This is a genomic window from Streptomyces sp. NPDC059850 (assembly GCF_042731515.1).
In the GTDB taxonomy this organism is placed as follows: domain Bacteria; phylum Actinomycetota; class Actinomycetes; order Streptomycetales; family Streptomycetaceae; genus Streptomyces.
In genome coordinates, this window is the sequence record NZ_JBHWJI010000022.1 from 1 (window position 1) to 24,550 (window position 24,550).

Sequence of the window (24,550 nt, forward strand, 5' to 3'; positions counted from 1 at the left end):
CCCCCGGACCCCCGGTCCTCAAACGCCGGACGGGCTGGATTTCCCGCCCGTCCGGCGTTCGGCTTTCCGTCCAGCGCTTGCGCTTAAGGCCGTAGCGCGCGCAGCAGGAGGTCGGCCAGGTGGTCTGCTACCTGTTGGGGGGCCAGGGGGCCGCCGGGGCGGTACCAGGTGCCCAGGTGGTGCACGGAGCCGAAGTGGTAGTCGACCACCAGGTCCGCCGGGGTGTCGGCGGCGAACACCCCGGTGCGCTGGCCCTCCTCCACGAGCGCGCGGAACCGCTCGTGGTAGCGGCGCCGCTCGGCCCGCACCTGCTTGTACTTCTCCGGGCTCAGATGGTGCATCGACCGGAAGAAGATCGTGGTGTCGTCGAGGTTCTCGATGGTGGTCACGACGACGTCGGCCGCCGCGTCCCGCAGCCGCCGCTCGACGGGTGCGTCCGCGTCCGCGAAGGCGTCGAGCCGTTCCTGCTGGAGGCGGAGCACCCGGCCGTAGATCTCGTGGAGCAGATCGTCCTTGGAGCCGAAGTAGTGGTACAGGGCTCCCTTGGTGACCCCCGCCGCCTCGACGATCTCCTGGACGGACGTCCGGTCGAACCCGCGCTCCGCGAAGAGGCGGGTGGCGGCGGCCAGCAGCCGCCGCGGCACCGGCTGTCCGTCACCGTTCGTCGTTCTGGCCATGGTCGCCACCCGCTTCTCTTCCGTTCTCATCCTCGCAGTTCTCGTCGGAGGATCTTCCCACTGGTCGTCTTCGGCAGCTCGGGCAGGATGTCGACCTCCCGCGGGTACTTGTACGCGGCGAGCCGGTCCGCGCAGTACGCGGCCAGCTCATCCGGCGTCACCTCGGCCCCGGGCCGCAGGCTCACGTACGCCTTGACCGTTTCGCCCCGGTAGGGGTGTGGCTTGCCGACGACGGCCGCCTCTCGGACGGCGGGGTGAGTGTAGAGCACGTCCTCGACCTCGCGCGGCCACACCTTGAACCCGGACGCGTTGATCATGTCCTTCTTGCGGTCGACGACATACAGCCAGCCGTCCTCGTCCATGAAGCCGATGTCCCCGGTGCGCAGTTCACCCCCGGGCATTCCGGCCTCGGTGGCGTCGGGACGGCGCCAGTAGCCGGGGACGACCATGGGGCCGCTCACCACGATCTCGCCGGGCTCGCCGAACGGCAGGTCCTGGCCGTCGTCTCCGGCGATCCGTACGACGGTGTCCGCACCGGGCACACCGACCGCGAGGGTGCCGGACTTCGGGTCGACGGGGGCCCGTACGCCGGGCGGGACGCTGGCGCAGGGGGCGGTGCACTCGGTGAGCCCGTACCCGTTGTGCAGATACGGGCCGAGGGCCGCCTCGAAGCGGTCGACCAGCGCGGGCGGCAGCGGGGCGCCGCCGGAGGAGATGATCCGGAAGGACGAGAAGTGGTCGCGGGTGGCCTGCGGATGGGCCATCAGCGCCATGAAGGCGGTGGAGGGGCCGACGGTGTACGCGGGCCGGTGCTCGGCGAACGCGTCCAGTACGACACCGGTCTCGAAGCGGTACGCCAGCGCGAGCGTGCCCGCCCCGGCGAGGCTCGCGCCCAGCTCGCAGACCATGCCGGTGATGTGGAACAGCGGCGCCAGCGCGAAGATCGCCGAGCCCGGGGGCAGCTCGTGGAGGAGATGCTGCCGGTCGGCGTTGTAGGACACGTTGCCATGGGTGTTGATGGCGCCCTTGGGGGTGCCGCTGGTGCCGGACGTATAGCTGATCAGCGCGGTGTCGCCGGGCGCGGGCTCGTGGACGGCGGGCGGCCGGGCACCGGCGCGGGCGACCGCGAGGAGGTCGTCGGTGTCCTCGGGGGCCGGGACGCGCTCGTCGCGCAGCACCCGCTCGTCGTTCCGGGTCTGGAAGTCGTACGCGTCGGCGGTGAGCGCGATGCGCACCGGGGCGCCCGCGGCCGTCTCCCGTATGTACGCCTCCCAGCCGGTGCGGGCGCACACCAGCGCGGTGACCTCGGCGTCGGTCAGGATGTGGGTGAGTTCGCCGCCCTTGTACATGGGGTTGACCGGGACCACGGCCCCGCCCGCCTTCCACGCGCCGAGCAGCGCGATCACGAAGTGCGGGGTGTTCTGCAGCATGATCGCGAGCCGGTCGCCGGGGGCGAAGCCGCGCCCGGCGAGGTGGCCCGCCAGCCCGTCCGACAGCTCGTCCAGCTCCCGGTAGGTGACCCGGCCGTCGAAGTAGCGAAGCGCGGGGTGGTCCGGGGCGTCGCGCACGGCCTCCCGGAAGGCGTGCAGCACGCTCGGGCGCGGGGTGATCGGCTCACGCTGCTTCGCGGTGAGCTGGGCGAGCCACGGCTGGTCCTGGTACGACGTCATCGGGGCGGCCTCTCTTCGGTCTCTTCGAGGGTGCGCTGCACCCGGTTCATGCCCCGCAGCCAGCGGTCGGTGTCGGTGGCGCGGGCGACGTAGAAGTCGGACACCTCGGGGTGCGGCAGGATCAGGAACCGGTTCTCGGCGATGCCCTTCAGCACCACGTCGGCGACCTCCTCCGGTTCGATCGCGGTGGGCTGGAGCACCAGTTCCCCGGCGGCTCCGCTGTCCTCCAGCATGCTGGTGCGCACGCCCTGCGGGCAGACGGCGTGCACCTGGATACCACGGTGGCGGTAGGTGGCCGAGAGCCATTCGGCGAAGGCGAGCGCCGCGTGCTTGGAGACGCTGTACGGCCCCGAGCCGACCATGGTGAGCAGCCCGGCGGCGGACACGGTGGAGACGAAACGGCCCTCCCCGCGCTCCAGCCAGTCGGGGAGCAGCGCGCGGGCGGCCCGGACATGGGCCATCACGTTGACGTCCCAGGACTCGGCCCACAGCGCCTCGTCGGCCTCGGGGCCGCCGCCGTGGCCGACGCCCGCGTTGGCGCAGAAGATGTCGATGGCCCCGCCGAGCGCGTCCCGGGCGTCCGGCACGACCTCGGAGGCGTCGCCGGGGACGGCGGTGCCGCCGATCTCGGCGGCGACGGCCTCCACCCGGGCCGCGTCGAGGTCGTTGACCACGACCCGGGCGCCCTCGGCGGCGAAGCGGCGGGCCAGGGCGGCGCCGATGCCGCCTCCCGCCCCGGTGACGACAACTCGCGCTCCACGCACGGTATCCACGATTGAGACGCTCCTCGGATGCGGCGCGGCCGTCGGCCCGGATCGGCCCGGCCGCACCGGCAGACTAACCAGTCGGTATGTTCAAGGGAAGAGGGCGCGGGGCTGACGGGCGGATGACGTAGGACCGACCGCGCGGAACCGGGGCTACCGGTCGCGCGGGCCCTGGGGGCTACCGGTCGCGCGGGCTCCGGGGGCGCTGGTCGCCGATGACCCGGCGCCAGCGGGCGTTCTCCCCCGCGAGGGCGTTCCACAGCACGTTGAGCGGGTGGTCGTCGTCCTGCGCGGCGCGCTCCCCGGCCCGTACGAAGACCCCGACGAGCACGTCCAGCTCCGGGGCGAGGTCGTCGGCCAGCTCCAGGGTGCGCAGCCCGGCGCCGGTCCGCAGCCGCCCGTCGGCCACCGCGTCGCCGATGCCCTGGGTCACCAGCACCCCGCCGTTCAGCACGCCCGAGGAGAGCAGTTCGAGGCCGTACTGCACGGTGTCGATCTCGGCCGCGATGTCCAGCTCCCGGCGGTAGCGGCCGCCGAACCAGCCGCGCAGGAAGCCGGGGATGAGGCCGTCCGCGGAGACCGCGAGCGGCACCCCGGGCAGGGCGCTCACCGCGACGGACGGGCCGGGCAGTTCCCCGGCGCCCAGGTTGGTGACCAGGGACAGGCCGCTGCGCCGCCACTCCATCACCTCGAGCCCGTCCAGCCCCCGGTTCTCGCTTCCGCCCGTCAGCACGCTGCCGCAGACCAGGTCGAGTTCCTTGGAGCCGAGCCGGTCGAGCAGGTCCCTGGTGCGGACGTGCTCGACCTTCAGCTCGACGCCGCGGCGCCCGAAGTCCTCGGTGACCAGTTCCACCGCGTTCAGCAGAAAGCCGAGGGTGTAGCGGGTGGAGCCGACGGCCAGGCGGCCGCCGAGCCGACGGCGGCAGTCGCGCAGTTCCTCCTGCCAGCCGCGCAGTGTGCCACGGGCGAGTTCGGCGAGGCTCTCCCCGGTGGCGGTGAAGAGCACATTCCGGCTGCGGCCGCGTTTGAGGACGAGCGGTTCTCCGCAGAGGGTGCCGAAGTTCCGGTTCATCGTGTCGAGCTGTTTCTGAACGCTGGACTGCTCGCGGCCCAGCAGCCGGGCGGCGCCGAGCGCCGTACCGGTCTCGTGGACCGCGAGCAGTGTGCGCAGTTGATCCATCGTGGTGTCCAGCAGCGCCGCGGGGTACTGCCACCGATCGCTTGAGGACATTCCGGTCTGCTGCTCCCCCGTACAAGAAAACGCTCCCCTGACCATTCCGAGCATAGTGCAGCGCATTTCCTGTCCGGCGGCCCGACGGGAGGGCCCGGCGGGGCTATTCCGGAATTCACGACGGAAACAACGGGAAATACCGGAAGGACGCGCTCAGCGGTGCCGCGCGAACTCCACCACTTGCTGGTACGTAGGACGGTTCTGCCAGCTGATCTTGTCGTGGGTCAGTCCGCCGACCGTGCGCTGGATGATGGAGTCGGCGCACCACTGGTCGCCCGCCGCGCAGTTCTCGTCGCCGGGGTAGACCTCGGTGGCGGGCTTGGCGGCGGCCTGCTTGAGGCTGCTGAGCAGGGTGTCACGGCAGGCGCTCAGGTCACCGCCGCCGCAGTACCGCTTGGCGAGCGGGCCCTTGACGTCCTCGCCGAGGATCGCGCGCAGATCCTTGTCGACGTAGGACCACCAGCCGTACTGGAACGACGATCCGGCGTGCGAACCGGTCGGCCCGTGGCCCGCCGAGGGCGACTCGTCCACGCTCAGGTTGGTGCGCAGCGCGTCGTACAGCTGGTCGCCGAGGCCCGGTTTGAACTCGGCCTCGACCAGTAGCGGCCACCACGCGTCCATGATGCGCACCGCGTCCGCGTGCCCGTAGGTCTTCGAGCCCGCGCTGGTCTCGCGGCGCTGTGAGCCCGCCGCCTCCCAGGAGTCCAGCCGCTGTACGGCGGAGGCCACCGCCGGGTCGTCGATCGGCTTGCCGCGCAGCACCTTCAGCAGCTCGGGCAGCACGTCCTCGCCGCGCAGGTCGGTGACGGCGGCCTCGGCCATCGCCCGGGTGAGCGCGGCACGGGTCACCCCGCCCTTGTCGACCAGGGCGCGCACCCGGTCGTCGAGGAGATCGCCGCGGTGCACGGAGCCGTTGCCGAAGCCCGCCGCGCTGTAGTCCTTGGCGAGCTTGTTGTTCCAGCTGATGTAGTAATCCTGGTCGATGGACTGGGGGTGTTCGGCGGGCGGGGTGTACGCGGCGGTGTTGTGCGCCGGGTCGAAGTCCCGCCACTCGTAGGCCGGTTCGGCCTTGACCGGCAGCGAAGGATCGACGCCGTCGGCGCGCCGCAGGTTGAGCCCGCTGTTGTAGTAGGCGGCCTGCTTGGAGTCGGCGTAGAACCAGTTGAAGGTGTAGTTGATGTGCTGGGCGGCACTCTGGAAGGACTTCGCGTCGGTCACGTAGCCCGGGTCGTTGAGCATCTGGAAGCCGACGATCGAGTCGGCCTCGTGGCGGTAGGTGGCGCGCAGCGAGGTGTAGGCGACGGGTTTGCCGCCGACCGTGGCGCGATGGGTCACCAGGCCGTACTTGGTGCGGTACACCTGCATCCGGTAGGAACCGGCGGCGGTGGAGTCGGCGACGGTGGGCTTCCAGGCGTTGCGCCGCTCCAGCTTGTCCATGGGCAGGCAGTCGCCGTGGTAGCGGTAGTACGTGGCGTCCTTGGAGGGCGTGGAGCCGTCCGGTGAGCACAGTTCGACCGCGTAGGTGTCGGTGACGTCCTGGGCGGAGGTGGTGGCGCTCCACGCGTAGTCCTGGCCGCGCCCGAGCTGGACGTACATGCCGACGCCCGCGAAGGAGGCGCCACGGGCGCTGATCCCGGGGCCCTGGAGTTCCTGGAGCATCAGCAGCTGCGGGGCGAAGTAGCCGGTCTGCGGGCCGAAGACGGCGACCGGGTGGCCGCTGGCGGTGTACTTGCCGGACACCACGAGCGCGTTGGACATGCCCTTCTTGCGGCTGAGCAGATCGCGGGGCAGCACCCCGTCGTCGTAGATGCCGCGCAGCTTGTCGAGCTTGGCGGGTGCCTTGACCGTGGTGCGCGCCTTGGCCTTGGCCGGGGTGGCGCTGCCCTCGCGGTCGTAGACGAGCTGTTCGGGGCTGACGGAGCCGGGGTCGGGCATGGCGGTGCCCTTGGCGTTGGCGGGCTTGTCCGCGTACGGGAAGCCCTTGCCGTCGCGGACGGTCAGCACGGCCTCCGGGTCGTTGCGCTGCCGGAAGGACTCCCACACCTTGGCGCCCTCTTCGATGCCGTACTTCTGCTGGGCGGCCAGCATCGACAGCGCGCCCTCCACCTCGCCGCCCCCGCCGTTGCCGAAGAGCGCGCCGACGACGGAGGCCAGGGCTATCAGGTCGGTGAGCTTGAAGGGCTGGATCTCACCGGCGTTGGTGATCGCGTCGATATGCCCGGTGAGCACGTACTCGCCGGGGAAATTGCGGGCGTCCTTCGCCTTCTTGGCGTAGGCGTTGATCCCGTCGACATACGCCTGGGCATCGGCCAGCGCCTGCTTTCCGCGCTCGCCGCCGGTGGCCAGGATGTAGTCGATCTGCGCCTGATAGTCCGCCTCGGCATACGGCGCCTGGCGGAAGAAGTCCTGTTCCAGGCCCTGGTTGGACGCGGCGCCCCCGGCGAAGGAGGTCAGCTCGCCGCGTCCCACATGGCGGAAGAGGTCCATCAGCCAGAGCCGGTCCTGGGCGGCGGCGTATCCGGCGCCGAACTCGGTGCCCTCGCGGGTGGTGCCCTGGATGTGCGGGACGCCGGTCTTCTTGTCCCGGGTGATCGTGACGTCGTCACGGGGCTTGGTGACCGACTCGACCTGGTCAGCCGGGACCCCGAACGACGAGTCGTTGAAGAAGGTGTTCAGCTTGTCGTCGGTGAGCGACGGATAGCCCTGGGCCAGGTTGTTGTACGGGCCGAGCTGGTCGGCGCTGTGCGCGGGGCGGGTGCCGAACACCCGGTTGGCGAGGATGTCGGCCAGGGTCGCGTTGCCGGTCGCACCGGGGGGCAGGATGTCGGAGCACTGCCCCCCGCAGTAGTCGGTGGCGGCCTCGGCGGCGGGTGCCGCTTGGGCCTCTTGCGGCAGCGGGGCCGCGAACGTGGCGCCGAGCGCCAATACCGCGGCCGCGGCGACCGCGACACGGGTGAGCCTGCCGGTTCTTAAACGCATATCCGCTCCTCCCGGATGCAGTTGAGGGCGAGGTTACCGGCGGTACAACAACCCCGGAAGATGAGCGGCCGTCAACTTCCTTCTTCCGATTGCCTCGCGACTTTCTGGAAACACGATGGATCCGGATCGCGCTGCGTTACGTCCATTCGACAACGAGTCGGGTCCGCACAACGCGGAGGTGGTAAGAAGTGGCCGGTTTCAGAGCACTCGCACGAGAGGTTCGCAATCCACGCAGACACGTCACCGCCCGGCGCACATCGCTGCGCAAATGCCTGGAACGGTTCGCGCCGTACGGGCACCGGGCGACCTGGCACCATCTGTGCACCAGGACCGGGATCCTCCCGGAGGACCGTCGTCCTGAACCCACACGTTTGATCACGGCACTTGAGGAACTCGAGGAGGCCCGCACCCTGTGGCTCGCGTACGAGGCGGACTTCGCCGCCCGGCGCAGGCTGGAGAAACACCACGGCATCCGGCAGCCCAGCGCCGTCGACGACTGGCACCTGCACACCTGGGGCGGCTGCGACATCATGCCGTGCGAATCTCCCTCGACCTATCCCGACGGCCGCCTCGCCGACGTACTGCGGCGGCTGATCGTGGCCATGGAAGCGGGACCCGGATCGGCCTGCCCGGTCTGCGCCCAGGACCGGCTGGTCTGGCGCGAGGAGCTGGACCGCTATCCCGTGGCCGGACCGGTCTGCGAGGACTGCGGCATCGTGGTGCCGGTCCCGCTGCTCACCACCGAGGCACTGTCGGCCTCCCGGCGCACCGGCTGCGTGACGACGCGGTACGCGGCGGCCTGAGGCCCGGCCCCGGGCCGGGGGCGCGCTCGCCGGGACCGGCGGGCGCGCCCGAACGGCACGGCTCTACGGAAGGGCCTTACGGAGGGCGCGCAGCCCGGGAACGTTGACAGGACCCGGGCCACCCGAGCATGCTGAGCAGTCGCTTAGCCGCATCGCGCGTCGCCCGGGAGGCAGTACACATGGCAGAGCCCAGGATCTTCACCTCGCCCGAGGAACTGCGAGCTGCGGTCGGCGAGGAACTCGGCCCCACCGACTGGCTGGAGATCGACCAGAAGCGGATCGATCTGTTCGCCGAGGCGACCGGCGACCACCAGTGGATCCACGTCGACGCCGAGAAGGCCGCCGCGGGCCCCTTCGGCACGACCATCGCCCACGGCTATCTGACCCTGTCCCTGCTGCCGCACTTCAGCCCGCAGCTGCTGGGCGTCGAGGGCGTACGGATGGGCGTCAACTACGGCTCGAACAAGGTCCGCTTCCCCTCCCCCGTCCCGGTCGGCTCCCGGCTGCGCGCCACGGGCCGCATCGCCGAGGTGGCCGAGGTGAAGGACGGGATCCAGCTGACGCTCACGGTCACCGTCGAGCGCGAGGGCAGCGACAAGCCGGCGTGCGTGGCGGAATCGGTGTCCCGCTTCTACCTCTAGGAGCCCGCAGCGGCTCTAGGAGCCCGCGCCGTCCGCGCCGACCATGCGCAGCACCAGCCCGGCGTAGAGGTCGCCGACCTCGTCGGGCGTGCTGCGCCCCCGGGCGTTGAACCAGCGGGCGACGTCGATGCACAGCGACAGCACCGCGACCGTGGTGCCCCGTACGTCCGCCACGTCGAAGTCGCCCGCCCGCACGCCGTCCTCGATGATCGAGCGCACCGCCGCGTCCGTGTCCCGCCGCATGGCGATGACCTCGGCGTGGTGCTCCTCGCCGAGCGCACCCAGCTCGTACTGCACCACCCGCGCGGTCGTGTGGTGCTCGGCGTGCCACCGCACGAAGCCGCGCACCGCCGTGGCGAGCCGCTCGGCGGGGACCCCGTCCCCGTCCCGCGCCTCCTCCAGGATGTCCAGCGCGAGCCGGTGGCCGACCTTGCTGATCTGGTAGAGCAGCTCTTCCTTGGTCTTGTAGTGGATGTAGAGCGCGGCCGGACTCATCCCGGCGCGCCCGGCGATGTCCCGCGTGGTGGTGGCGTGATAGCCGCGTTCCGCGAAGGCGTGCACCGCGGCGCTCACCAGCCGCCGGGCAGCGTCCGGCGTAATGTCTCCCCACGCCTCGGCCCGGCCCCCGGCGTTCTTCCGCTCCACGTCCATGGCGCACACCCTACACGCAGGGTGAGCAAGCGCTTAGGACCCGTCTCCGGCCGAACGTTAGGATCGCTGCCATGCCATCTCAGGTCCAGGTCAACTACCGGAAGTACGACGGCACTCTGCACTGGAATCTGCGCATGCGCAGACTGGGTGAGGACGAGCACGGGGTGTGGCTGGGGCTGCCCGCCGACTCGGTGATGCGCAAGGGGCACGGTCCCGAGGTGACCATCGAGTGCGCCCATGTGATCCTCTTCCCGCGCGGGACGTGGTGGACCGCGGTGTTCAACGCCCCGCCGCGCTCGACCGAGGTGTACTGCGACATCACCACTCCGGTGGAGTGGGTCTCGCCGGACGAGGTCGAGATGGTCGACCTGGATCTGGACGTGCTCCGGAAGCGGGCCGACGGGGCGACGCTGCTGGTGGACGAGGACGAGTTCGCGGAGCACCAGGTGAAGTACGGGTATCCGGCCGAGGTCATCGCGCGGGCGGAGGCGGCGGGGCAGTGGCTGATGGAAGCGGTCAAGGGCGGCGCCGAACCGTTCGGGAAGGCGTACCAGCCGTGGCTGGCCATGGTGGCGGACGGGAACGAGTCCTAGAAGACCACCAGCGCCCGGCCGCCGCGGCCCGCCAGCATCGCGTCGAAGGCGGCCGGGATGCCGTCCAGGCCGATCCGCTCGGTCACCATCGCCGACAGGTCGAACCGTCCCGCGCGGATGTGCTCGGCGAGGACGGGGAGGTCGCGGGCCGGGTCGCTGTTGCCGTAGACGCAGCCGGAGAGGGTGCGGCCGAAGTAGAACAGCTCCAGCGCCGAGAAGGTGACCGGCTGGTCCTTGCCGCCGATGCCGAGGACGGTCGTCCGGCCGCCTCGGCGGGTGGCGGACCAGGCGGTGCGGATGGTGTCGGCGCGGCCGACGCATTCGATGGCGGCGTCGGCGCCGTGGCCGCCGGTGAGGGCGCGGATGCGCTTGGCGGGGTCACCTTCGCCGCTCAGGACGAACTCGGTCGCGCCCGCCTCGCGGGCCAGCTCCTCCTTCCCGGGTGACACGTCCACCGCGACGATCGTCCCGGCGCCCGCGATGCGCGCCGACTGGAGCACGGCGAGGCCGACCCCGCCGATACCGAAGACGGCGACGGACTCGCCGGGGCGCACCTGGGCGCTGTGGTGGACGGCGCCGTAGCCGGTGAGCACCGCGCACCCCAGCAGCGCGGCGTCGGTGAGCGGGACGCCGTCCGGTAGCGGGAGCACGGCGTGCGCCGGTACGACGGTCTCCTCGGCGAACGCGGCGGTGCCCAGTCCCGGGTACAGCGCGCTGCCGTCTTCCGTGAGCGTGGCGTACGGGGCGGTCGCGGCATCCCCGGCCCTGGCGCACAGCCAGGGCTCGCCGAGGCCGCAGTAGTGGCAGGTACCGCAGGACGGGGCCCAGTTGAGGACGACGGCGTCGCCCGGGGCGATCCCGCTCACGCCGTCGCCGACCGCCGTCACCGTGCCCGAGCCCTCGTGGCCGAGGACGGCGGGGACGGGCTGGCGGAGCGTTCCGTTCGACAGCGACAGATCCGAGTGGCACACCCCGGCGGCGGCGAGCCGCACCCGCACCTGTCCGGGCGCCGGGTCGGGGATCTCGATGTCCTGGACGAGGAGCGGACTGCCGATGGCGGGAAGGACGGCGGCGCGGGTCATGGCGTGGGCTCCTCGGGGTCGGTGCGGGCCGGGGATTCCTCCCCCGGACCGCGCCTGCCCGAAACCGCGCTCCGCTCCGCCTCGGGGGCGGGCGGGGGTGTGCGGGGCGCCGGAACGGCCGCGTCACCGGGGGTGCGCCGGAGGGGCCGTACGGCTATCGCCGCCGAGGCGAGCAGCAGCACGCCGAGCATCACGAAGGGCGCGGCGGTGCCCGCGACCCCGGCGAGCAGTCCGGCCGAGGCGGGGGCGGCGACCTGGCCGAGGCGGTTGCCGGTGAGCCGCAGCGCGAGGGCGGTGCTGCGCGCCTCGTCGGGCGCGGCCTGGACGACGGTGCTCATCGACAGCGGCTGGCCGACGCCGAGACAGAAGCCGAGCGCGGCGAGCAGCACGCCGAGCGCCCAGGCGGGCAGCGGCAGGGCGACGGCCGCGCACAGCAGCCCGGCGCCCAGACAGCTGACGGCCATCAGCACGGTACGGCCCATCAGCCGGATCATCGGGGTCATGACCAGGCGGCAGGCGACGGTGGCGGCGGCGCGCAGGCTGAGCAGCACGCCGACGACGGCGGGCGAGATGGCGCGCTGTTCGCCGACGACGGGCAGATAGGCGGTGAGGATGTCGGTGGCGGAGAGCACGGCGAGGCTGATGAAGATCCCGGAGGCGACCCCACGGGTGCGCAGGATGCCGAACACCGGCACCCGCCGGGAGGGGGATCGCTCCTTCACCGGCCCATCGGCCGGGCGGTGCTCGATCCGCCACAGCGACGTGACCGAGCAGGCCGCGACGGCGGCGGCGACGAAGAGCGCGGCGGCGCTGGTGCGGGCCAGCGCGCCGTCATGGCCCGAGACGAGCTGTCCGGCGGCGATCGGTCCGATGAGCTGGCCGAGCGAGGCGCCGACGGTGAAGTGGCCGAAGTTGCGGTCCTGGTCGGCCGGGGCGCTCTGCCGGGCGACGAGTGACTGCGCACCGATGACGAATGACAGATGACCAAGTCCCATCACCCCACTCCACGCGGCCATCTCGGGCAGCGAGTCCGCCGTCCCGCTGAGCCCGCATCCGGCGGCGATGAGCACCACGCCGACCGGCAGCAGCGGAGCGCACCGGCCGTGGTCGGTGCGCCGCCCGAGCGGTACGGCGGCGAACAGCGGCAGCAGCGCGTAGATGCCCGCGATCACGCCGACCGCGCGGGCGTCGGCGCCCAGCGCGAGAGCCCGGTAGGAGACGGCCGGTCTGGCCATGCTCACCGCCCCCTGCGCGAAGGAGAAGGCGATGACCAGGCGCAGCAGCCAGCCCCTACCGGGCTCCGAAGTCGTCACGGTCAGATGATGCCGAACGCGATTCCCGCGGCGAGCACCACCAGGGAGGTGAGCACCGCCCACTTCACCGTGAACTTGGTGTGGTCGCCGAATTCGACCTTGGCCATGCCGACGAGCACATAGACGGCGGGGACGAGCGGGCTCGACATGTGCAGGGCCTGGCCGACGAGCGAGGCGCGGGCGATCTCCAGTGCGGAGACTCCATGGGCGTGACCGGCCTCGGCGAGGATCGGCACGATGCCGAAGTAGAAGCCGTCGTTGGACATGAAGTATGTGAGCGGGATCGACAGAAGGCCGGTGACCAGGCCCATCTGCGGGCCCATGGCCTCGGGGACGCCGTCGACCAGCCAGCGGGCCATGTGCTCGACCATGCCGGTGCCGGTGAGGACGCCGGTGAAGACGGCCGCGGCGAAGACCATGCCGGAGACGTTGACGACGTTCTCGGAGTGGGCGGCGATCCGGGCCTTCTGGTCGGCCATGTGCGGGAAGTTGACGGTCAGCGCGATGGCGGCGGCCAGCAGGAAGAGGACCGGGATGTCCAGCGTCTCGGTGATCATCAGGGCCAGCAGGGCGATGGTGAGCGCCGCGTTGAACCAGTAGAGCTTGGGGCGCAGGGTGGCGCGGTTCGGGTCGAGGCCCTTGAACTCGTCGTCGTCCTGGGCCGGGCCGCTCGCCGCCGGGCCGCCCGTGGGGGCCTCCGCGTCCGTACCGCCACCGGCGCCGCCGCTGCCCTTGCCCGGCTTGCCCAGGCTGACGCCCTTGCCGGTGCCGCCGCCCGCGCCGACCAGCACCGTCTCCGGGTCGCCCGCGGTGACCTCGTCGATGGTGAGCACGCCGAGGCGCTTGCGCTCGCGCAGTCCGAGACCGTACGAGAGGGCGAAGACGAAGAGCAGACCGACCGCGAGGGCGGGGATCATCGGGACGAAGATGTCGCTCGCGTCGACCTTGAGCGCGGCGGCGGCGCGGGCGGTGGGACCGCCCCACGGCAGCGTGTTCATGACACCGTTGGCCATCGCGGCGACACCGGTCATGATCACCAGGCTCATCTTCAGCTTCCGGTAGAGCGGCACCATCGCCGACACCGTGATCATGAAGGTGGTGGAGCCGTCACCGTCGAGCGAGACGATCGCCGCGAGAATCGCGGTGCCGACCACGACCCGCATCGGGTCCGCCTTGCAGAACCGCAGGATGGCCCGGACGATCGGGTCGAACAGACCGACGTCGATCATCACCCCGAAGTAGATGATCGCGAACATCAGCATGGCCGCGGTGGGCGCCAGATCGCCGACGCCGTCGAGCACGTAGTCCCCGAGGTGCGCCCCCTTTCCAACGAGGACGCAGAAGAGCGCCGGGATGAGCACCAGCGCACCCATCGGGGACATCTTCTTCATCATGATCAAAACAAGGAATGTAGCGATCATGACGAAACCGAGGATTGTCAGCATGTGGCTACCTCACGTTCGCCTTTGAACTCCCCCAGATTTGGCGGTCGAGGCGACGCTAGGTGCCGCAACTCAGCGTTAACAAGGTCTTGACGCGTGAGCAATAAGCGCAGAACCCCAGGTCAGTCGCCTTGGGCGGCCATGGTCACGCTGAGCGGAAGGGCCGTCACCCGCACCGGACATCCGTTGAGCACCGCCGTACCGGACAGCGGGTCCAGCCGGGAGCCGTCGATGAGCTGGTTGACGTTGACCCCCGGGTCGGACTGCGCGACCGTGAGCCGGGTGCCGGGGCGGGCATGGCCCCAGCCGTGCGGCAGGCTCACCACTCCGGTGCGCACCGTGTCCGTCACCTCCACCGGCACGTCAAGCTCGCCCCCGTCGCCGGTGACCCGGGCGAGCCCGCCGTCCGTCAGCCCGAGCCGCGCCGCGTCCTGCGGGTGCACCTGGAGCGTGCAGCGGTTGCTGCCGCCCATCAGCGCCGGGACGTTGTGCATCCAGCTGTTGTTGGAGCGCAGATGGCGGCGGCCGATCAGCAGCAGTTCACCGGGCCGCTCGTCCAGTGCCCGGCGCAGCCGCCCCACATCGGCGGCGATCGGCTCCGGGCACAGCTCCACCGTGCCGCTGCGGGTCTTCAGCAGCGCGGGGATCCGGGGGCTCAGCGGGCCGAGGTCGATGCCGTGCGGGTGGGCGAGCACCCGGTCCAGGGTGAGGCCGTCGGGGTCGGCGCCGAAGCCCTCGCCGTACGGGCCGAGGCGCAGCATCATGTCCAGCCGCCGTTCGGCGCCGGTGTCCCCGGTCAGCTGGGTGGCGAGTTCGGCGGCGGCGCGCCCGTAGACCGGTGCGGTGGGGTCGGCGACGGCCTTGCCGAGCGTCGCATCGATCACCATGGCGTCCACCGCCGCCGGATCGGCGCCGTGCTGACCGCTCAGGCAGAGCACCACCCGGGCCAGGATCTCGGTCTCGGCCATCCGGCCGGGGTCGAGCGGGACCGCGGGGCGGGTGTAGCGGACCTGGTTGCGGATGGCGAAGCCGTTGAAGGCGTAGTCGAAGTGCGGGCTCTGGCTGGGCGGGGGCGGCGGCAGCACGACATGGGCGTGGCGCGAGGTCTCGTTCAGATACGGATCGACGCTGACCATGAAGTCGAGCCCGGCCAGGGCCCGGTCGAGCCGGTCGCCGTCCGGCGCGGACAGTACGGGGTTCCCCGCGATCGCCAGCACCGCCCGTATCCGACCGTCGCCGGGCGTCTCGATCTCCTCGGCGAGCGCGACGGCGGGCAGCTCGCCCTTGGCCTCGGGGTGGCCGCTGACCCTGCTGTGCCAGCGGCCCAGCGCGAACCCCTTCCCGGGCGCCGCCGGGCGCTTCCATCCGCCGGTCGCGGAGAGCGGGAACATCATGCCGCCGGGCCGGTCGAGATTCCCGGTGAGCGCGCCCAGCACATCGACCAGCCAGTTGGTGAGCGTGCCGAACTCGACCGTGCTGGAGCCGACGCGCCCGTACGCCACGGCCCGGGGCGCGGCCGCGAATTCGCGGGCCAGGGTGCGGATCCCGGCCGCGGGCACATCGCACGCGTCGGCCACCGCCTCCGGGGTGAAGCCCTCGGCCAGGGCCTTCACCTCGTCGACGCCGCTGAGGTGCGCGCCGAGCGTCCCGGGGTCCACCAGCCCCTCGTCGAAGAGCACCCACACCATCGCGAACAGCAGCAGCGCGTCCGTGCCCGGCCGGATGGCCACATGCCGGTCGGCCAGCTTGGCGGTGCGGGTGCGCCGCGGGTCGATCACCACCAGCTTGCCGCCGCGCCGCCGCAGGGCGCGCAGGCGGCCGGGGAAGTCGGGGGCGGTGCAGAGGCTGCCGTTGGAGTCGAGCGGGTTGGCGCCGAGGATGAGGAGGTGGTCCGTACGGTCCAGGTCGGGCACCGGGATGGCGAAGGCGTCCCCGTACATCAGCCCGCTGGAGACGTGCTTGGGCATCTGGTCGAGGGTGCTCGCGGTGAAGACGTTGCGGGTGCGGAGGGCGCCGAGCAGCACCGGCACGGAGAGCGCCCCGGCCACGGTGTGCACCGTGGGGTTACCGAGGACGACCCCGGTGGCCTGCGGTCCGTGATCCCGCAGGACCGTCCCGAACCCCTCCGCGACGGCGTCGAACGCCTCGTCCCACGACGCTTCCCGCAGCTGCCCGTCCCGCCGTACGAGGGGTCCCCGCAGCCGGTCGGGGTCGCCGTCCAGCTCCCCGAACGAGGCGCCCTTGGGGCAGATGAACCCCCGGCTGAACACGTCCTCGGCATCGCCGCGCGCCCGGGTGACCGCGCCGTCCTCGATGGTCAGGGTGAGCCCACAAGTGGCCTCGCACAGTGGGCAGATACGCAGTGCGGTACGGCTCATCGGTCCCTCCCGGGGACGGTACGGCTGCGACGACGCCTCACCATACCGACGGGTATGCCGCCGGGGTACCGGTCGCGCGGGCCGTTAATCCAGCACGCGCGCCAGATACGCCCGCAGCAGCTCCTTCGTCTCGGCGACGACCGCCGGGTCCCCCTCCGGGTGCACCCGGAAGGCGAGCCGCAGCAGCGCGTCCGCCGTCTCGACCGCGAGCAGGAAGGCGACCCGCAGCCGCTCGTCGGCCTCGGCGGTGCCGTCGATGCCCAGCGGCTCGGCGAGGATGGCGCGGAGGCGGTCGGCCACCAGGTGGTTGGGCTGGTCGGGCAGGCCGGTCGCGGGGACGGGCATGCCGAACTCGACGAGCGCGAAGCCCGGCGCGCCGCGCTTCATCTCCAGGTACTCGTCCACGACGATGTCCATCGCCGCGCGCCAGTCGCTCCCGTCCGCCCCGGCCAGGGCCAGCCGCCGGGTGATGCGCGTGGCGTACTCGTCGAGGTTGCGGTGGGCCAGGGCCTCGGCCATGGCCCGTTTGTTGGAGAAGAAGCGGTAGACGGAGCCGATGGGCACCTGGGCGCGCTCGGCCACCGCGCGGGTACTCAGCTGCTCATAGCTCATCTCGTCGAGCAGCTCGGCGCAGGCGTCGAGGATCCGGCCGAGGCGCTCGGCGCTGCGGCGCTGGACCGGGGGGCGGCGAAGAGGCGGTATGGGCACGCCACCATCCTGCCCGATCATTGACGTGGCCCGTCTTCGATTCCTATCGTAGGACAGAGGATTCGTCGGAGCGTCGGGAGCACGCCATGGGCGAGGGCACGGGGATCGAGCGAGCGCGCAAGGCCGCCGAAGGGCTGGCCTACACCTCCGGGTTCGGCAATGAGCACAGCAGCGAGGCGGTCCCCGGCGCACTGCCCGTCGGCCGCAATTCACCCCAACGCGCCCCGCTCGGGCTGTACGCGGAGCAGCTGAGCGGCACCGCCTTCACCGAGCCGCGCGCCCGCAACCGCCGCTCCTGGCTGTACCGCGTCCGCCCCTCGGCCGCGCACCCGCCGTTCGTCCGGGTCGACAACGGCACCCTGAGCGGCGCGCCCTTCACCGGCTCCGTCCCGGACCCCAACCGGCTGCGCTGGGACCCGCTGCCCGAGCCCACCGCGCCCACCGACTTCCTGTCCGGCCTGTGGACGCTGGGCGGCAACGGCGACGCCGCCCAGCGCACCGGCATGGCCATCCACCTCTACGTCGCCAACGCGCCGATGACCGACCGGGTCTTCAGCGACGCGGACGGCGAGCTGCTGATCGTCCCCGAGCGCGGCGGGCTGCTGATCCACACCGAGCTGGGGCTGCTGCGCGCCGAGCCGGGCCACATCGCGCTCATCCCGCGCGGGGTGCGGTTCCGGGTCGAGCCACTGGACGAGTGCGTGCGCGGCTACGTGTGCGAGAACTACGGCCGCCCCTTCGTCCTCCCCGACCTCGGTCCGATCGGCGCCAACGGGCTGGCCAACGCCCGCGACTTCCTGGCCCCGGTCGCGGCGTACGAGGACGTGGAGCGCCCGGTGGAGGTGGTCAACAAGTTCTGCGGCAACCTCTGGTCCGCGACGTACGACCACTCCCCGCTCGACGTCGTCGCCTGGCACGGCAACCATGTGCCGTTCGTATACGACCTGCGCCGTTTCAACGTCATGGGCACCATCAGCTACGACCACCCCGACCCGTCCATCTTCACGGTGCTCACCTCGCCGTCCGACACCCCGGGGCTCGCGGGCGTCGACTTCGTGGTGTTCGCGCCGCGCTGGCTGGTCGGCGAGGACACCTTCCGGCCGCCGTACTTCCACCGCAATGTGATGAGCGAGTACATGGGCCTGATCGAGGGCGCGTACGACGCCAAGACGGCCGGTCCTGGCGGCTTCGTCCCCGGCGGCGGCTCGCTGCACAACATGATGTCGGCGCACGGCCCCGACCACGACACCTTCGAGGCGGCGAGCGCGGCCGAGCTGACGCCCCGGAAGCTGGACGACGGGCTGGCGTTCATGTTCGAGACGCGCTGGCCGGTGACGGCCACCCGGCAGGCGATGGAGTCCGACCGGCTCCAGAGCGGCTATGACACGGTGTGGCAGGGTCTGGAGCGCCACTTCCGCGCTTGATGCCTGATGGCTGATGCCCCAAGGCCCTTCCGTGACCGTGACCGGAGAACCGCGTTGTGACCACCTTCGCCCCCGACTCCCTCGCCCTGAACCGCAAGCTGCCGCTCTGGTACCAGGTCTCGCAGTCGCTGCGCGCCTCCATACTCGGCCGCGGGCCCGATGAGCCGCTGCGGCTGCCGACCGAGGACCGGCTCGCCGAGCACTACGGCGTCAGCGTCCTCACCATGCGGCAGGCGCTGAAGGAGCTGGAGTCGGAGGGCCTGATCAGCCGCCACCGGCGGCGCGGCACCTTCATCGAGCCGAGCGCGCGGCGCGGCACGCCGGTGCGGCTGCTGGGCTCGGTGGACGCCATCGTGGCGCAGCAGTCCGGCGAGCGGACCACGGTGCTGGAGCACGGCCCGGCGCCGGTCCCGGCGGAGCTGGCCGGGTACTTCCCCGGTCTGGAGGAGGCCGCCTCGTACCGTCGGCTGCGCCGGGACGATCGCTCCGACGAGCCCACCAACTGGGCCGAGAACCTGGTCCGCCCGGAGCTGGCCGCCCGTATCGACCTCGCCGATCTGGCGCGCTGGCCGATGACGAAGGTGCTGCGGGACGCGGTGGGGGTCCGGATCAGCCGCATCACCGACACCGTGGAAGCGCGCCTGGCCGACCCGGAGACCGCCCGCCTGCTCCAGATCCCGCTGCTGAGCCCGATCCTCCACTACACCGGGGTGACGTACGACGACACGGGCCGGGTGGTCGACGTGGCCCGCATCCACTACCGGGGCGACCGCTTCTCGTTCTCGGTGACGGTGGACGCCGACTGACCACCCCGAGGACACAGCTACGATGCCGGGGCTGACCGACGTACGTGCCGGGTGAAAGGCGGCAGGGTGACGGCTACCCGAGACGCAGCGCTGCTGGCGGATCTCATGCCCTGGTCCGTGCGGCCGCCACGGTTCGGGCGGGGCTGGGTCGCGGGGCCGGACGCGGGGGCGCTGCGGGCGCGCTGGGCGCGGCTGGTGGGCGCGGGGGACGAGGCCGAGCGGGCGGCGCTGTTCCGGCCGAGCCGGGCCCGTACGCTGCACACCTCCGTACCGCAGCTGCCCGGCCAGGCCACGTCGACCGCCCGGCTGGCCCGCGAGGACGGGCCGTGTCCGGAGCCGGTGCGGATCGCGCACGGGCCGTTCGACCAGCAGTGGCTGATACCGGATCACCGCGTGATCGACGCCGCCCGCCCGGAGCTGTGGCGGGTCGCGGACGACCGGCAGATCCATGTGGTGGAGGCGGGCGGGCCCGGCCCCGACCCGGTGCTCACCTTCTCGGCGCTGCTGCCGGACGGCCACTCCCCGGCCGGGCGCCCCGGGCTGATCCGCCCGTTCTACCGCCGCCCCGGCGGGCGCGAGCCCAATCTCGCGCCGGGGCTCCTCGCCCACCTCGGCGCATCGCTCGGCCACCCCGTCGCCGCCGAGGACTTCCTCGCCTGGGCCGCCGCCGCGCACCGGGGCGCGCCGTGCGCCGTACCGCTGACCGCCGATCCCGAGACCTGGGAGACGGGCGTGGAGCTGGGCCGCCGTGCGCTGTGGCTGCATACGCGCGGGGCGCACAGTGGTGAGCGCCCGCGCATGCCGGGTGGCCAGCGCCCGTATGTGCGCGCCCCGCTGCCCGAGCGGGGGCTGCCGGACACGATCGGTTACGACCCGGACGAGGCGGCCCTGCTGCTGGGCGCGGGGCGCATCTCCCCCGTACCCCGGGCGGCGTGGGAGGCCCATGCGGGCGGGGTGCGGGTGCTGGAGGCGTGGTTCGAGCGGCGTACGGCGCCCGCCGAGCCGGGCACGCTGGAGGCGGTCGGCGCACCGGCCGGATGGCCACGGGCCTGGACGTCGGAGCTGCTGGAGCTGATCACCGTGCTGGCGCTGCTGGCCGAGCTGCGCCCGGCGCGGCAGGCGCTGGCGGACCGGCTGGCCGGAGGGCCGATGGTCGGCCCGGAGGAGCTGCGCACCGCCGGGGTGCTGCCGGTGCCCGCCGCGGCGCGGCGACCGGCGTCGGTGCTGGATCACCAGGAGGAGGGGCCGGAGGGGCAGTTCGCGCTGCTGTGATCTGTGTGTGAGATCTGTGTGGTGAGCTGCGCGCCGCCGTGGCGCGGAGCGTCCCGGGAGGACGGCGGCGCGCCGTGTCCGTCCCGGGAGGACGGCGGCGCGCCGTGTCGCACACGGCGGCCGCCGGTGTCCTCACAGCGCGGACTCACCGGCGGGAGCGGGGCCGGTTCGTCCGGTGCCTGCCCGGGATGCGGACGCGGAATGCGATCGCGCGCGGGCGTGACGCGCCTGGCGGGCGGTCCAGGCGCGGCGGGTCAGGCGTGGTTGCCGAACAGCGAGCGCCGCAGTCGGCGCAGCGGCGCGAACAGCGACACCCGGGCGCCCCGGCTGTTCTTCGCGCGTGCGTGATCGCGTGCGATCAGCTCCTGCATCAGCACGGTCGCGCTCTCGGCCTCCCGCTCGGGGACGGCCGGACCGCCCAGCACCGCGAGATGGCGGTCGAGGCGCGCGCTGGACGCACCGCTCCCGCAATGAATGGCAGGCACTCGAGGCCTGCTGCGTACTGTTATCTGCTCCATGTCACTCCCCACCCGTACGAGGGCACCCGCCCCGGGCAGAGTAACCCTACCTCCCCGAGCCGTCACCCGCGCATCCCAGGTCGCTGATTCACCACCACGTCAAGGGCGTTGACGCCCATACAGTGAAGATCGGCCCCGGTGAGAGCCCCTTTGCGATTCGTGACAAATTACAGAACGCGCCAAGCCATTCGGCCCTCCGCCCCGAATAGCCGCATGAAGGAACATCCGGCAAGGTGCGAAGGACCGACACGATGACCGCAATCACCAGGAGCCTGGCAGGGCTCGTCTGCTGCTCGCTGGCGGCGGGCGCGCTCACGGCCGCCGGCGTCGCGGCGCTGCAGCCGCAGACGGCCGAGGCTTCCAGCCACCGCGAGGCGCCACTGATCTCGGGGCAGCCGCAGTACGACGCGACGGACGTGTACGCGTTCCAGAGCCCCGACAAGTCGGACACGACCACCCTGGTCACGAACTTCCTGCCGTTCCAGGACCCGGCCGGCGGCCCGAACTTCTACAAGTTCGGCACGGACGCCCGGTACGACCTGCACGTCGACAACGACGGCGACGGCCAGGGCGATCTGCTCTTCCGGTGGACGTTCGAGGACCATGTGAAGAACGGGGACACGTTCCTCTACAACACCGGCCCGGTCGAATCGCTCGATGACCCGGACCTCAACTTCACCCAGAGTTACGACCTTGAGGTCTTCAAGCTCAAGAACCAGCGGGCCGTCGACCGGGCCAAGCTCGCCGACGACCTCCCGGTCGCCCCGTCGAACGTCGGCAAGGCGTCCATGCCCGACTACAAGAAGCTCCGCGACCAAGCGGTGCAGGAGATCGGCTACAGCGGCGGCTCGACCAGCTTCGCCGGTCAGGCCGACGACCCGTTCTTCGCCGATCTGCGGGTCTTCGACCTGCTCTACGGCGGCGACATGTCCGAGATCGGCAACGACACCCTCAAGGGGTACAACGTCCAGTCCCTGGCCCTCCAGGTGCCGACCAGCGCGCTGGTCGAGTCCAAGGACCAGCCGGTGATCGGCGTATGGTCCACCGTCCACCGCAAGAACGCGCGCGGCGGCTGGGCGCAGGTCTCCCGGCTCGGCAACCCGCTGGTCAACGAGGTGGTGCTGCCGCGCAAGGACAAGGACAGGTTCAACGCCTCGGCGCCGTGGGACGACGGCCAGTTCCTGAAGTCCGTCACGGAGCCGGAGCTGCCCGAGCTGATCGAGCAGATCTACAAGATCGAGGCCCCCGACACCCCGCGTGACGACCTCGTCCAGGTCTTCCTGACCGGTGTGCCGAAGCTCAACCAGCCGCCGCACGTCCGCCCCTCCGAGATGCTGCGCCTGAACACCTCCATCGAGCCCGCCAAGAACCCGAAGCGGCTCGGTGTGCTCGACGGTGACAACGCCGGGTTCCCGAACGGGCGGCGTCCGCTCGACGACGTCCTGGACATCTCGCTGCAGGCCGTCGAGGGCGAACTCCTCGGTAAGAAGAACGACCTGGGCGACGCGGTCGACAAGAACGACCAGGAGTTCTACGGCGCCTTCCCGTTCCTCGCGCTGCCCAGCTCCGGTTCGGACGCCAAGGCCGTCTCCAAGAGCGCCGGTTCGTCCCTGCTGGAGGGTGGCAACGGCACCGGTGGCTCCTCCGACGACACCATGCTGCTCGCCGGGTCCGCGGCGGGTGGCGGCGGCGCCGTCCTGCTGGTGGGCCTCGGGCTGCTCTGGCTGCGCAAGTCGCGCCGTCCGGCCACCGCCCGCGCGCGCAGGCACTGACCCGGGCCCGTCACTTCTCGCACCACCCAGCGGGCGCGGTCCCGCCCCCCCCTCCTCACTCTGTGCGGGTCCGCGCCCCCCCTTTCCACCGTTACGGCCGTTATGGCGAAAGGCAGCTGTCACCCATGGCTCTCCGGCCACCCCTCCCCCGCACGGTCCGCACGGCGGCCGTCGTCTGCACCCTCGCGGTGGGTCTGACCGCCGCCTCGTCCGTACTCAGCGGGACGCCCGCCGAACGGCCCGCCGAACCGGTGACCCTGCGCGCCGCCGGGGCGCCTGCCTCGCTCCAGCAGGTCTCGGCCGACGGCCTCGCCGGGCGGATCAGCGCCCTGCAGAAGCATCTGCGCGCCCAGCCGAAGGACGCCTCGGGCTGGTCCGGGCTGGGGGCCGCCTACATCGAACAGGCCCGCAGCACCGGAGACCCCACCCGCTATCCGCAGGCGGAGAAGACCTTCGCCCGCTCGCTCGCCGTCCAGCCGCGCGACAACGACGAGGCGCTCGCCGGACGAGCCTCCCTCGCCGCCGCGCGGCACGACTTCACGAGCGCGCTGCGGGACGCCGACAAGGCGCTGAAGGTGAACTCCTACAGCCAGTCGGCCATGGCCGTCCGCATCGACGCCCTGGTGGAGCTGGGCCGCTACAAGGACGCCCTGGCCGCCGCCGGGCACGCCGACACGGTGCGGCCCGGCATCCCCGTCTTCACCCGGCTCGCCTACGTCATGGAGCTGCGGGGCGACGCGAAGGGGGCGCGGCGGGTCCTGGACAGCGCGCGGGAGTCCGCGACCTCGCCCAGCGACATCGCCTACGTCTCCACCTCCCTCGGCCAACTCGCCTTCGGCCAGGGCCGGTACGACACCGCACGGCAGGCCTTCGGCACCGCCCTGCGCGCCGTACCCGGCTACCTCCCGGCCCTGGAGTACCGCGGCCGCACGGCGGTGGCCCAGGGGCGTACGGCGGCCGGTGTGCGCGACCTGGAAGCGGTCGTACGGCGCTCCCCGCTGCCCGCGCAGCTGGCGGCGCTCGGCGAGGCGTACGAGGCGCGCGGCGACGCCAAGAAGGCGAAGCAGCAGTACGCGGTGGTCGACACCTGGATCACCCTGGCCCGCGCCAACGGTGTCGCGACGGACCTCGACAGCGCCCTCGTGGCGGCCGACCACGGCGACGTCAAGGAGGCCCTGAAGGCCGCCCGCGCCGAATGGGACCGACGCGAGACCGTCCACACCGCCGACGCCCTGGCCTGGGCCCTCCACCGCAACGGCAAGGACCGCGAGGCCCTCACCGCCGCCAAGCGCGCCGCCGAACCGGGCTACCGCAACGCGGCGTTCCTCTACCACCGCGGCATGATCGAGAAGTCCCTGGGCGACGAACAGTCCGCCCGCGACCACCTCTCGGCCGCCCTCGACCTCAACCCGGGCTTCTCCCCCACCGGCGCGCGCGACGCCAAGGAGACCCTGAAGCAACTGGGCGGTGCCCGATGACCTCTCCCCACCCCGCCCCTACCCGCCCCGGGGTTCCGCCCCGGACCCCGGTCCTCAATCGCCGGACGGGCTGGACAGTTGCCGAGCCCCCGACAACGGAACTCCCGACGGGGACCGCGACAGAGCACACGGCAGGAGCCGGGGCGAAGCCCAGGGCAAAGCACCCCGCACCGAACCGCCCGGCCGCACCCGGGACGGAACCCCCGACGGAAGCCGCGGCAAAGCGCACGACAGAGGCCAAGGCCGAGCGCACGGCACAGCCTGCGGCAAACCACCCGGCCAAGCCCGGGGCGAAGCACACGGCGGGACCCGGGGCGAAGCACACGGCGGGAGCCGGGGCGAAGCTCC

General features: G+C 72.1%; 20 protein-coding genes. 8 read left to right on the forward strand and 12 right to left on the reverse strand.

Annotation, left to right across the window (positions count from 1 at the left end):
* Positions 1-83: 83 nt before the first annotated feature.
* From ACFV9T_RS19850 to ACFV9T_RS19870, 5 genes are all read right to left on the reverse strand, one after another.
* The gene (locus ACFV9T_RS19850; protein WP_385441997.1) at positions 84-677 is read right to left on the reverse strand and encodes a TetR/AcrR family transcriptional regulator; all 594 of its coding nucleotides are present in this window, start codon (positions 675-677) and stop codon (positions 84-86) included.
* Between the two features lie 26 nt (positions 678-703).
* Positions 704-2,347: an AMP-binding protein gene (locus ACFV9T_RS19855; RefSeq protein WP_385441999.1), complete on the reverse strand. Its 1,644-nt coding sequence runs from the start codon at positions 2,345-2,347 to the stop codon at positions 704-706.
* Positions 2,344-3,120 (reverse strand): SDR family oxidoreductase, encoded by a 777-nt coding sequence (locus ACFV9T_RS19860; protein WP_385442001.1) that lies wholly within the window; start codon positions 3,118-3,120, stop codon positions 2,344-2,346. Before ACFV9T_RS19860 ends, ACFV9T_RS19855 begins: the two co-directional genes overlap by 4 nt.
* A gap of 169 nt (positions 3,121-3,289) precedes the next feature.
* Positions 3,290-4,342, reverse strand: coding sequence for a LysR family transcriptional regulator (locus ACFV9T_RS19865; RefSeq protein WP_385442002.1), 1,053 nt, complete (start codon positions 4,340-4,342; stop codon positions 3,290-3,292).
* A gap of 153 nt (positions 4,343-4,495) precedes the next feature.
* Complete coding sequence (locus ACFV9T_RS19870) at positions 4,496-7,321, reverse strand: penicillin acylase family protein (RefSeq protein WP_385442004.1); 2,826 nt, start codon at positions 7,319-7,321, stop codon at positions 4,496-4,498.
* 188 nt (positions 7,322-7,509) lie between these two features.
* Between ACFV9T_RS19870 and ACFV9T_RS19875 the strand changes: the two genes are divergently transcribed.
* Positions 7,510-8,124 (forward strand): hypothetical protein, encoded by a 615-nt coding sequence (locus ACFV9T_RS19875; protein WP_385442006.1) that lies wholly within the window; start codon positions 7,510-7,512, stop codon positions 8,122-8,124.
* A gap of 179 nt (positions 8,125-8,303) precedes the next feature.
* The gene (locus ACFV9T_RS19880; RefSeq protein WP_385442009.1) at positions 8,304-8,765 is read left to right on the forward strand and encodes a MaoC family dehydratase; all 462 of its coding nucleotides are present in this window, start codon (positions 8,304-8,306) and stop codon (positions 8,763-8,765) included.
* A gap of 15 nt (positions 8,766-8,780) precedes the next feature.
* Here ACFV9T_RS19880 and ACFV9T_RS19885 read toward each other — a convergent pair whose 3' ends face one another.
* Positions 8,781-9,416 carry a TetR/AcrR family transcriptional regulator gene (locus ACFV9T_RS19885; protein ID WP_385442011.1) on the reverse strand — a complete coding sequence of 212 codons (636 nt, stop codon included), beginning with the start codon at positions 9,414-9,416 and terminating at the stop codon, positions 8,781-8,783.
* A 71-nt stretch (positions 9,417-9,487) separates the two neighbouring features.
* Between ACFV9T_RS19885 and ACFV9T_RS19890 the strand changes: the two genes are divergently transcribed.
* On the forward strand, positions 9,488-10,009 hold the full coding sequence (locus ACFV9T_RS19890) for a DUF402 domain-containing protein (protein ID WP_385442013.1): 522 nt from the start codon (positions 9,488-9,490) through the stop codon (positions 10,007-10,009).
* Here ACFV9T_RS19890 and ACFV9T_RS19895 read toward each other — a convergent pair.
* The 5 genes from ACFV9T_RS19895 to ACFV9T_RS19915 all read right to left on the reverse strand — a co-directional run bounded on the left by ACFV9T_RS19895 (position 10,006) and on the right by ACFV9T_RS19915 (position 16,953).
* Complete coding sequence (locus tag ACFV9T_RS19895; RefSeq protein ID WP_385442016.1) at positions 10,006-11,091, reverse strand: Zn-dependent alcohol dehydrogenase; 1,086 nt, start codon at positions 11,089-11,091, stop codon at positions 10,006-10,008. The genes ACFV9T_RS19890 and ACFV9T_RS19895 overlap by 4 nt on opposite strands.
* Positions 11,088-12,404, reverse strand: coding sequence for an MFS transporter (locus ACFV9T_RS19900; protein ID WP_385442018.1), 1,317 nt, complete (start codon positions 12,402-12,404; stop codon positions 11,088-11,090). Before ACFV9T_RS19900 ends, ACFV9T_RS19895 begins: the two co-directional genes overlap by 4 nt.
* A gap of 2 nt (positions 12,405-12,406) precedes the next feature.
* Complete coding sequence (locus ACFV9T_RS19905) at positions 12,407-13,849, reverse strand: CitMHS family transporter (protein WP_385442021.1); 1,443 nt, start codon at positions 13,847-13,849, stop codon at positions 12,407-12,409.
* Positions 13,850-13,968: 119 nt separating this feature from the next.
* On the reverse strand, positions 13,969-16,224 hold the full coding sequence (locus ACFV9T_RS19910) for a molybdopterin oxidoreductase family protein (RefSeq protein WP_385442023.1): 2,256 nt from the start codon (positions 16,222-16,224) through the stop codon (positions 13,969-13,971).
* Positions 16,225-16,308: 84 nt separating this feature from the next.
* Positions 16,309-16,953 carry a TetR family transcriptional regulator gene (locus ACFV9T_RS19915; protein WP_385442025.1) on the reverse strand — a complete coding sequence of 215 codons (645 nt, stop codon included), beginning with the start codon at positions 16,951-16,953 and terminating at the stop codon, positions 16,309-16,311.
* A 65-nt stretch (positions 16,954-17,018) separates the two neighbouring features.
* On the opposite strand from ACFV9T_RS19915, the gene hmgA reads away from it, so the two are divergent.
* From hmgA to ACFV9T_RS19930, 3 genes are all read left to right on the forward strand, one after another.
* A complete protein-coding gene (hmgA, locus tag ACFV9T_RS19920; RefSeq protein ID WP_385442027.1) occupies positions 17,019-18,356 on the forward strand; it encodes a homogentisate 1,2-dioxygenase in 1,338 nt (445 codons plus the stop codon).
* Between the two features lie 56 nt (positions 18,357-18,412).
* A complete protein-coding gene (locus ACFV9T_RS19925; protein ID WP_385442029.1) occupies positions 18,413-19,162 on the forward strand; it encodes a GntR family transcriptional regulator in 750 nt (249 codons plus the stop codon).
* Between the two features lie 105 nt (positions 19,163-19,267).
* Positions 19,268-20,434 (forward strand): type ISP restriction/modification enzyme, encoded by a 1,167-nt coding sequence (locus ACFV9T_RS19930; protein ID WP_385442250.1) that lies wholly within the window; start codon positions 19,268-19,270, stop codon positions 20,432-20,434.
* A gap of 254 nt (positions 20,435-20,688) precedes the next feature.
* Here ACFV9T_RS19930 and ACFV9T_RS19935 read toward each other — a convergent pair whose 3' ends face one another.
* Positions 20,689-20,952 carry a hypothetical protein gene (locus tag ACFV9T_RS19935; RefSeq protein WP_385442032.1) on the reverse strand — a complete coding sequence of 88 codons (264 nt, stop codon included), beginning with the start codon at positions 20,950-20,952 and terminating at the stop codon, positions 20,689-20,691.
* Positions 20,953-21,203: 251 nt separating this feature from the next.
* Here ACFV9T_RS19935 and ACFV9T_RS19940 point away from each other — a divergent pair, with 251 nt between their 5' ends.
* Positions 21,204-22,724, forward strand: coding sequence for a DUF4331 domain-containing protein (locus ACFV9T_RS19940; RefSeq protein WP_385442035.1), 1,521 nt, complete (start codon positions 21,204-21,206; stop codon positions 22,722-22,724).
* 125 nt (positions 22,725-22,849) lie between these two features.
* The gene (locus ACFV9T_RS19945) at positions 22,850-24,202 is read left to right on the forward strand and encodes a tetratricopeptide repeat protein (RefSeq protein ID WP_385442037.1); all 1,353 of its coding nucleotides are present in this window, start codon (positions 22,850-22,852) and stop codon (positions 24,200-24,202) included.
* Positions 24,203-24,550: the final 348 nt, after the last annotated feature.

Excerpts from the sequence above, each read along its gene's own strand:
- ACFV9T_RS19930 (WP_385442250.1), top strand. The coding sequence starts at position 19,268 with ATGCCCTGGTCCGTGCGGCCGCCACGGTTCGGGCGGGGCTGGGTCGCG.
- ACFV9T_RS19880 (WP_385442009.1), top strand. The coding sequence starts at position 8,304 with ATGGCAGAGCCCAGGATCTTCACCTCGCCCGAGGAACTGCGAGCTGCG.
- ACFV9T_RS19890 (WP_385442013.1), top strand. The coding sequence starts at position 9,488 with ATGCCATCTCAGGTCCAGGTCAACTACCGGAAGTACGACGGCACTCTG.
- ACFV9T_RS19940 (WP_385442035.1), top strand. The coding sequence starts at position 21,204 with ATGACCGCAATCACCAGGAGCCTGGCAGGGCTCGTCTGCTGCTCGCTG.
- ACFV9T_RS19850 (WP_385441997.1), bottom strand. The coding sequence starts at position 677 with ATGGCCAGAACGACGAACGGTGACGGACAGCCGGTGCCGCGGCGGCTG.
- ACFV9T_RS19945 (WP_385442037.1), top strand. The coding sequence starts at position 22,850 with ATGGCTCTCCGGCCACCCCTCCCCCGCACGGTCCGCACGGCGGCCGTC.
- ACFV9T_RS19855 (WP_385441999.1), bottom strand. The coding sequence starts at position 2,347 with ATGACGTCGTACCAGGACCAGCCGTGGCTCGCCCAGCTCACCGCGAAG.
- ACFV9T_RS19905 (WP_385442021.1), bottom strand. The coding sequence starts at position 13,849 with ATGCTGACAATCCTCGGTTTCGTCATGATCGCTACATTCCTTGTTTTG.
- ACFV9T_RS19935 (WP_385442032.1), bottom strand. The coding sequence starts at position 20,952 with ATGGAGCAGATAACAGTACGCAGCAGGCCTCGAGTGCCTGCCATTCAT.
- ACFV9T_RS19910 (WP_385442023.1), bottom strand. The coding sequence starts at position 16,224 with ATGAGCCGTACCGCACTGCGTATCTGCCCACTGTGCGAGGCCACTTGT.
- ACFV9T_RS19865 (WP_385442002.1), bottom strand. The coding sequence starts at position 4,342 with ATGTCCTCAAGCGATCGGTGGCAGTACCCCGCGGCGCTGCTGGACACC.
- hmgA (WP_385442027.1), top strand. The coding sequence starts at position 17,019 with ATGGGCGAGGGCACGGGGATCGAGCGAGCGCGCAAGGCCGCCGAAGGG.
- ACFV9T_RS19895 (WP_385442016.1), bottom strand. The coding sequence starts at position 11,091 with ATGACCCGCGCCGCCGTCCTTCCCGCCATCGGCAGTCCGCTCCTCGTC.
- ACFV9T_RS19870 (WP_385442004.1), bottom strand. The coding sequence starts at position 7,321 with ATGCGTTTAAGAACCGGCAGGCTCACCCGTGTCGCGGTCGCCGCGGCC.
- ACFV9T_RS19885 (WP_385442011.1), bottom strand. The coding sequence starts at position 9,416 with ATGGACGTGGAGCGGAAGAACGCCGGGGGCCGGGCCGAGGCGTGGGGA.
- ACFV9T_RS19915 (WP_385442025.1), bottom strand. The coding sequence starts at position 16,953 with ATGATCGGGCAGGATGGTGGCGTGCCCATACCGCCTCTTCGCCGCCCC.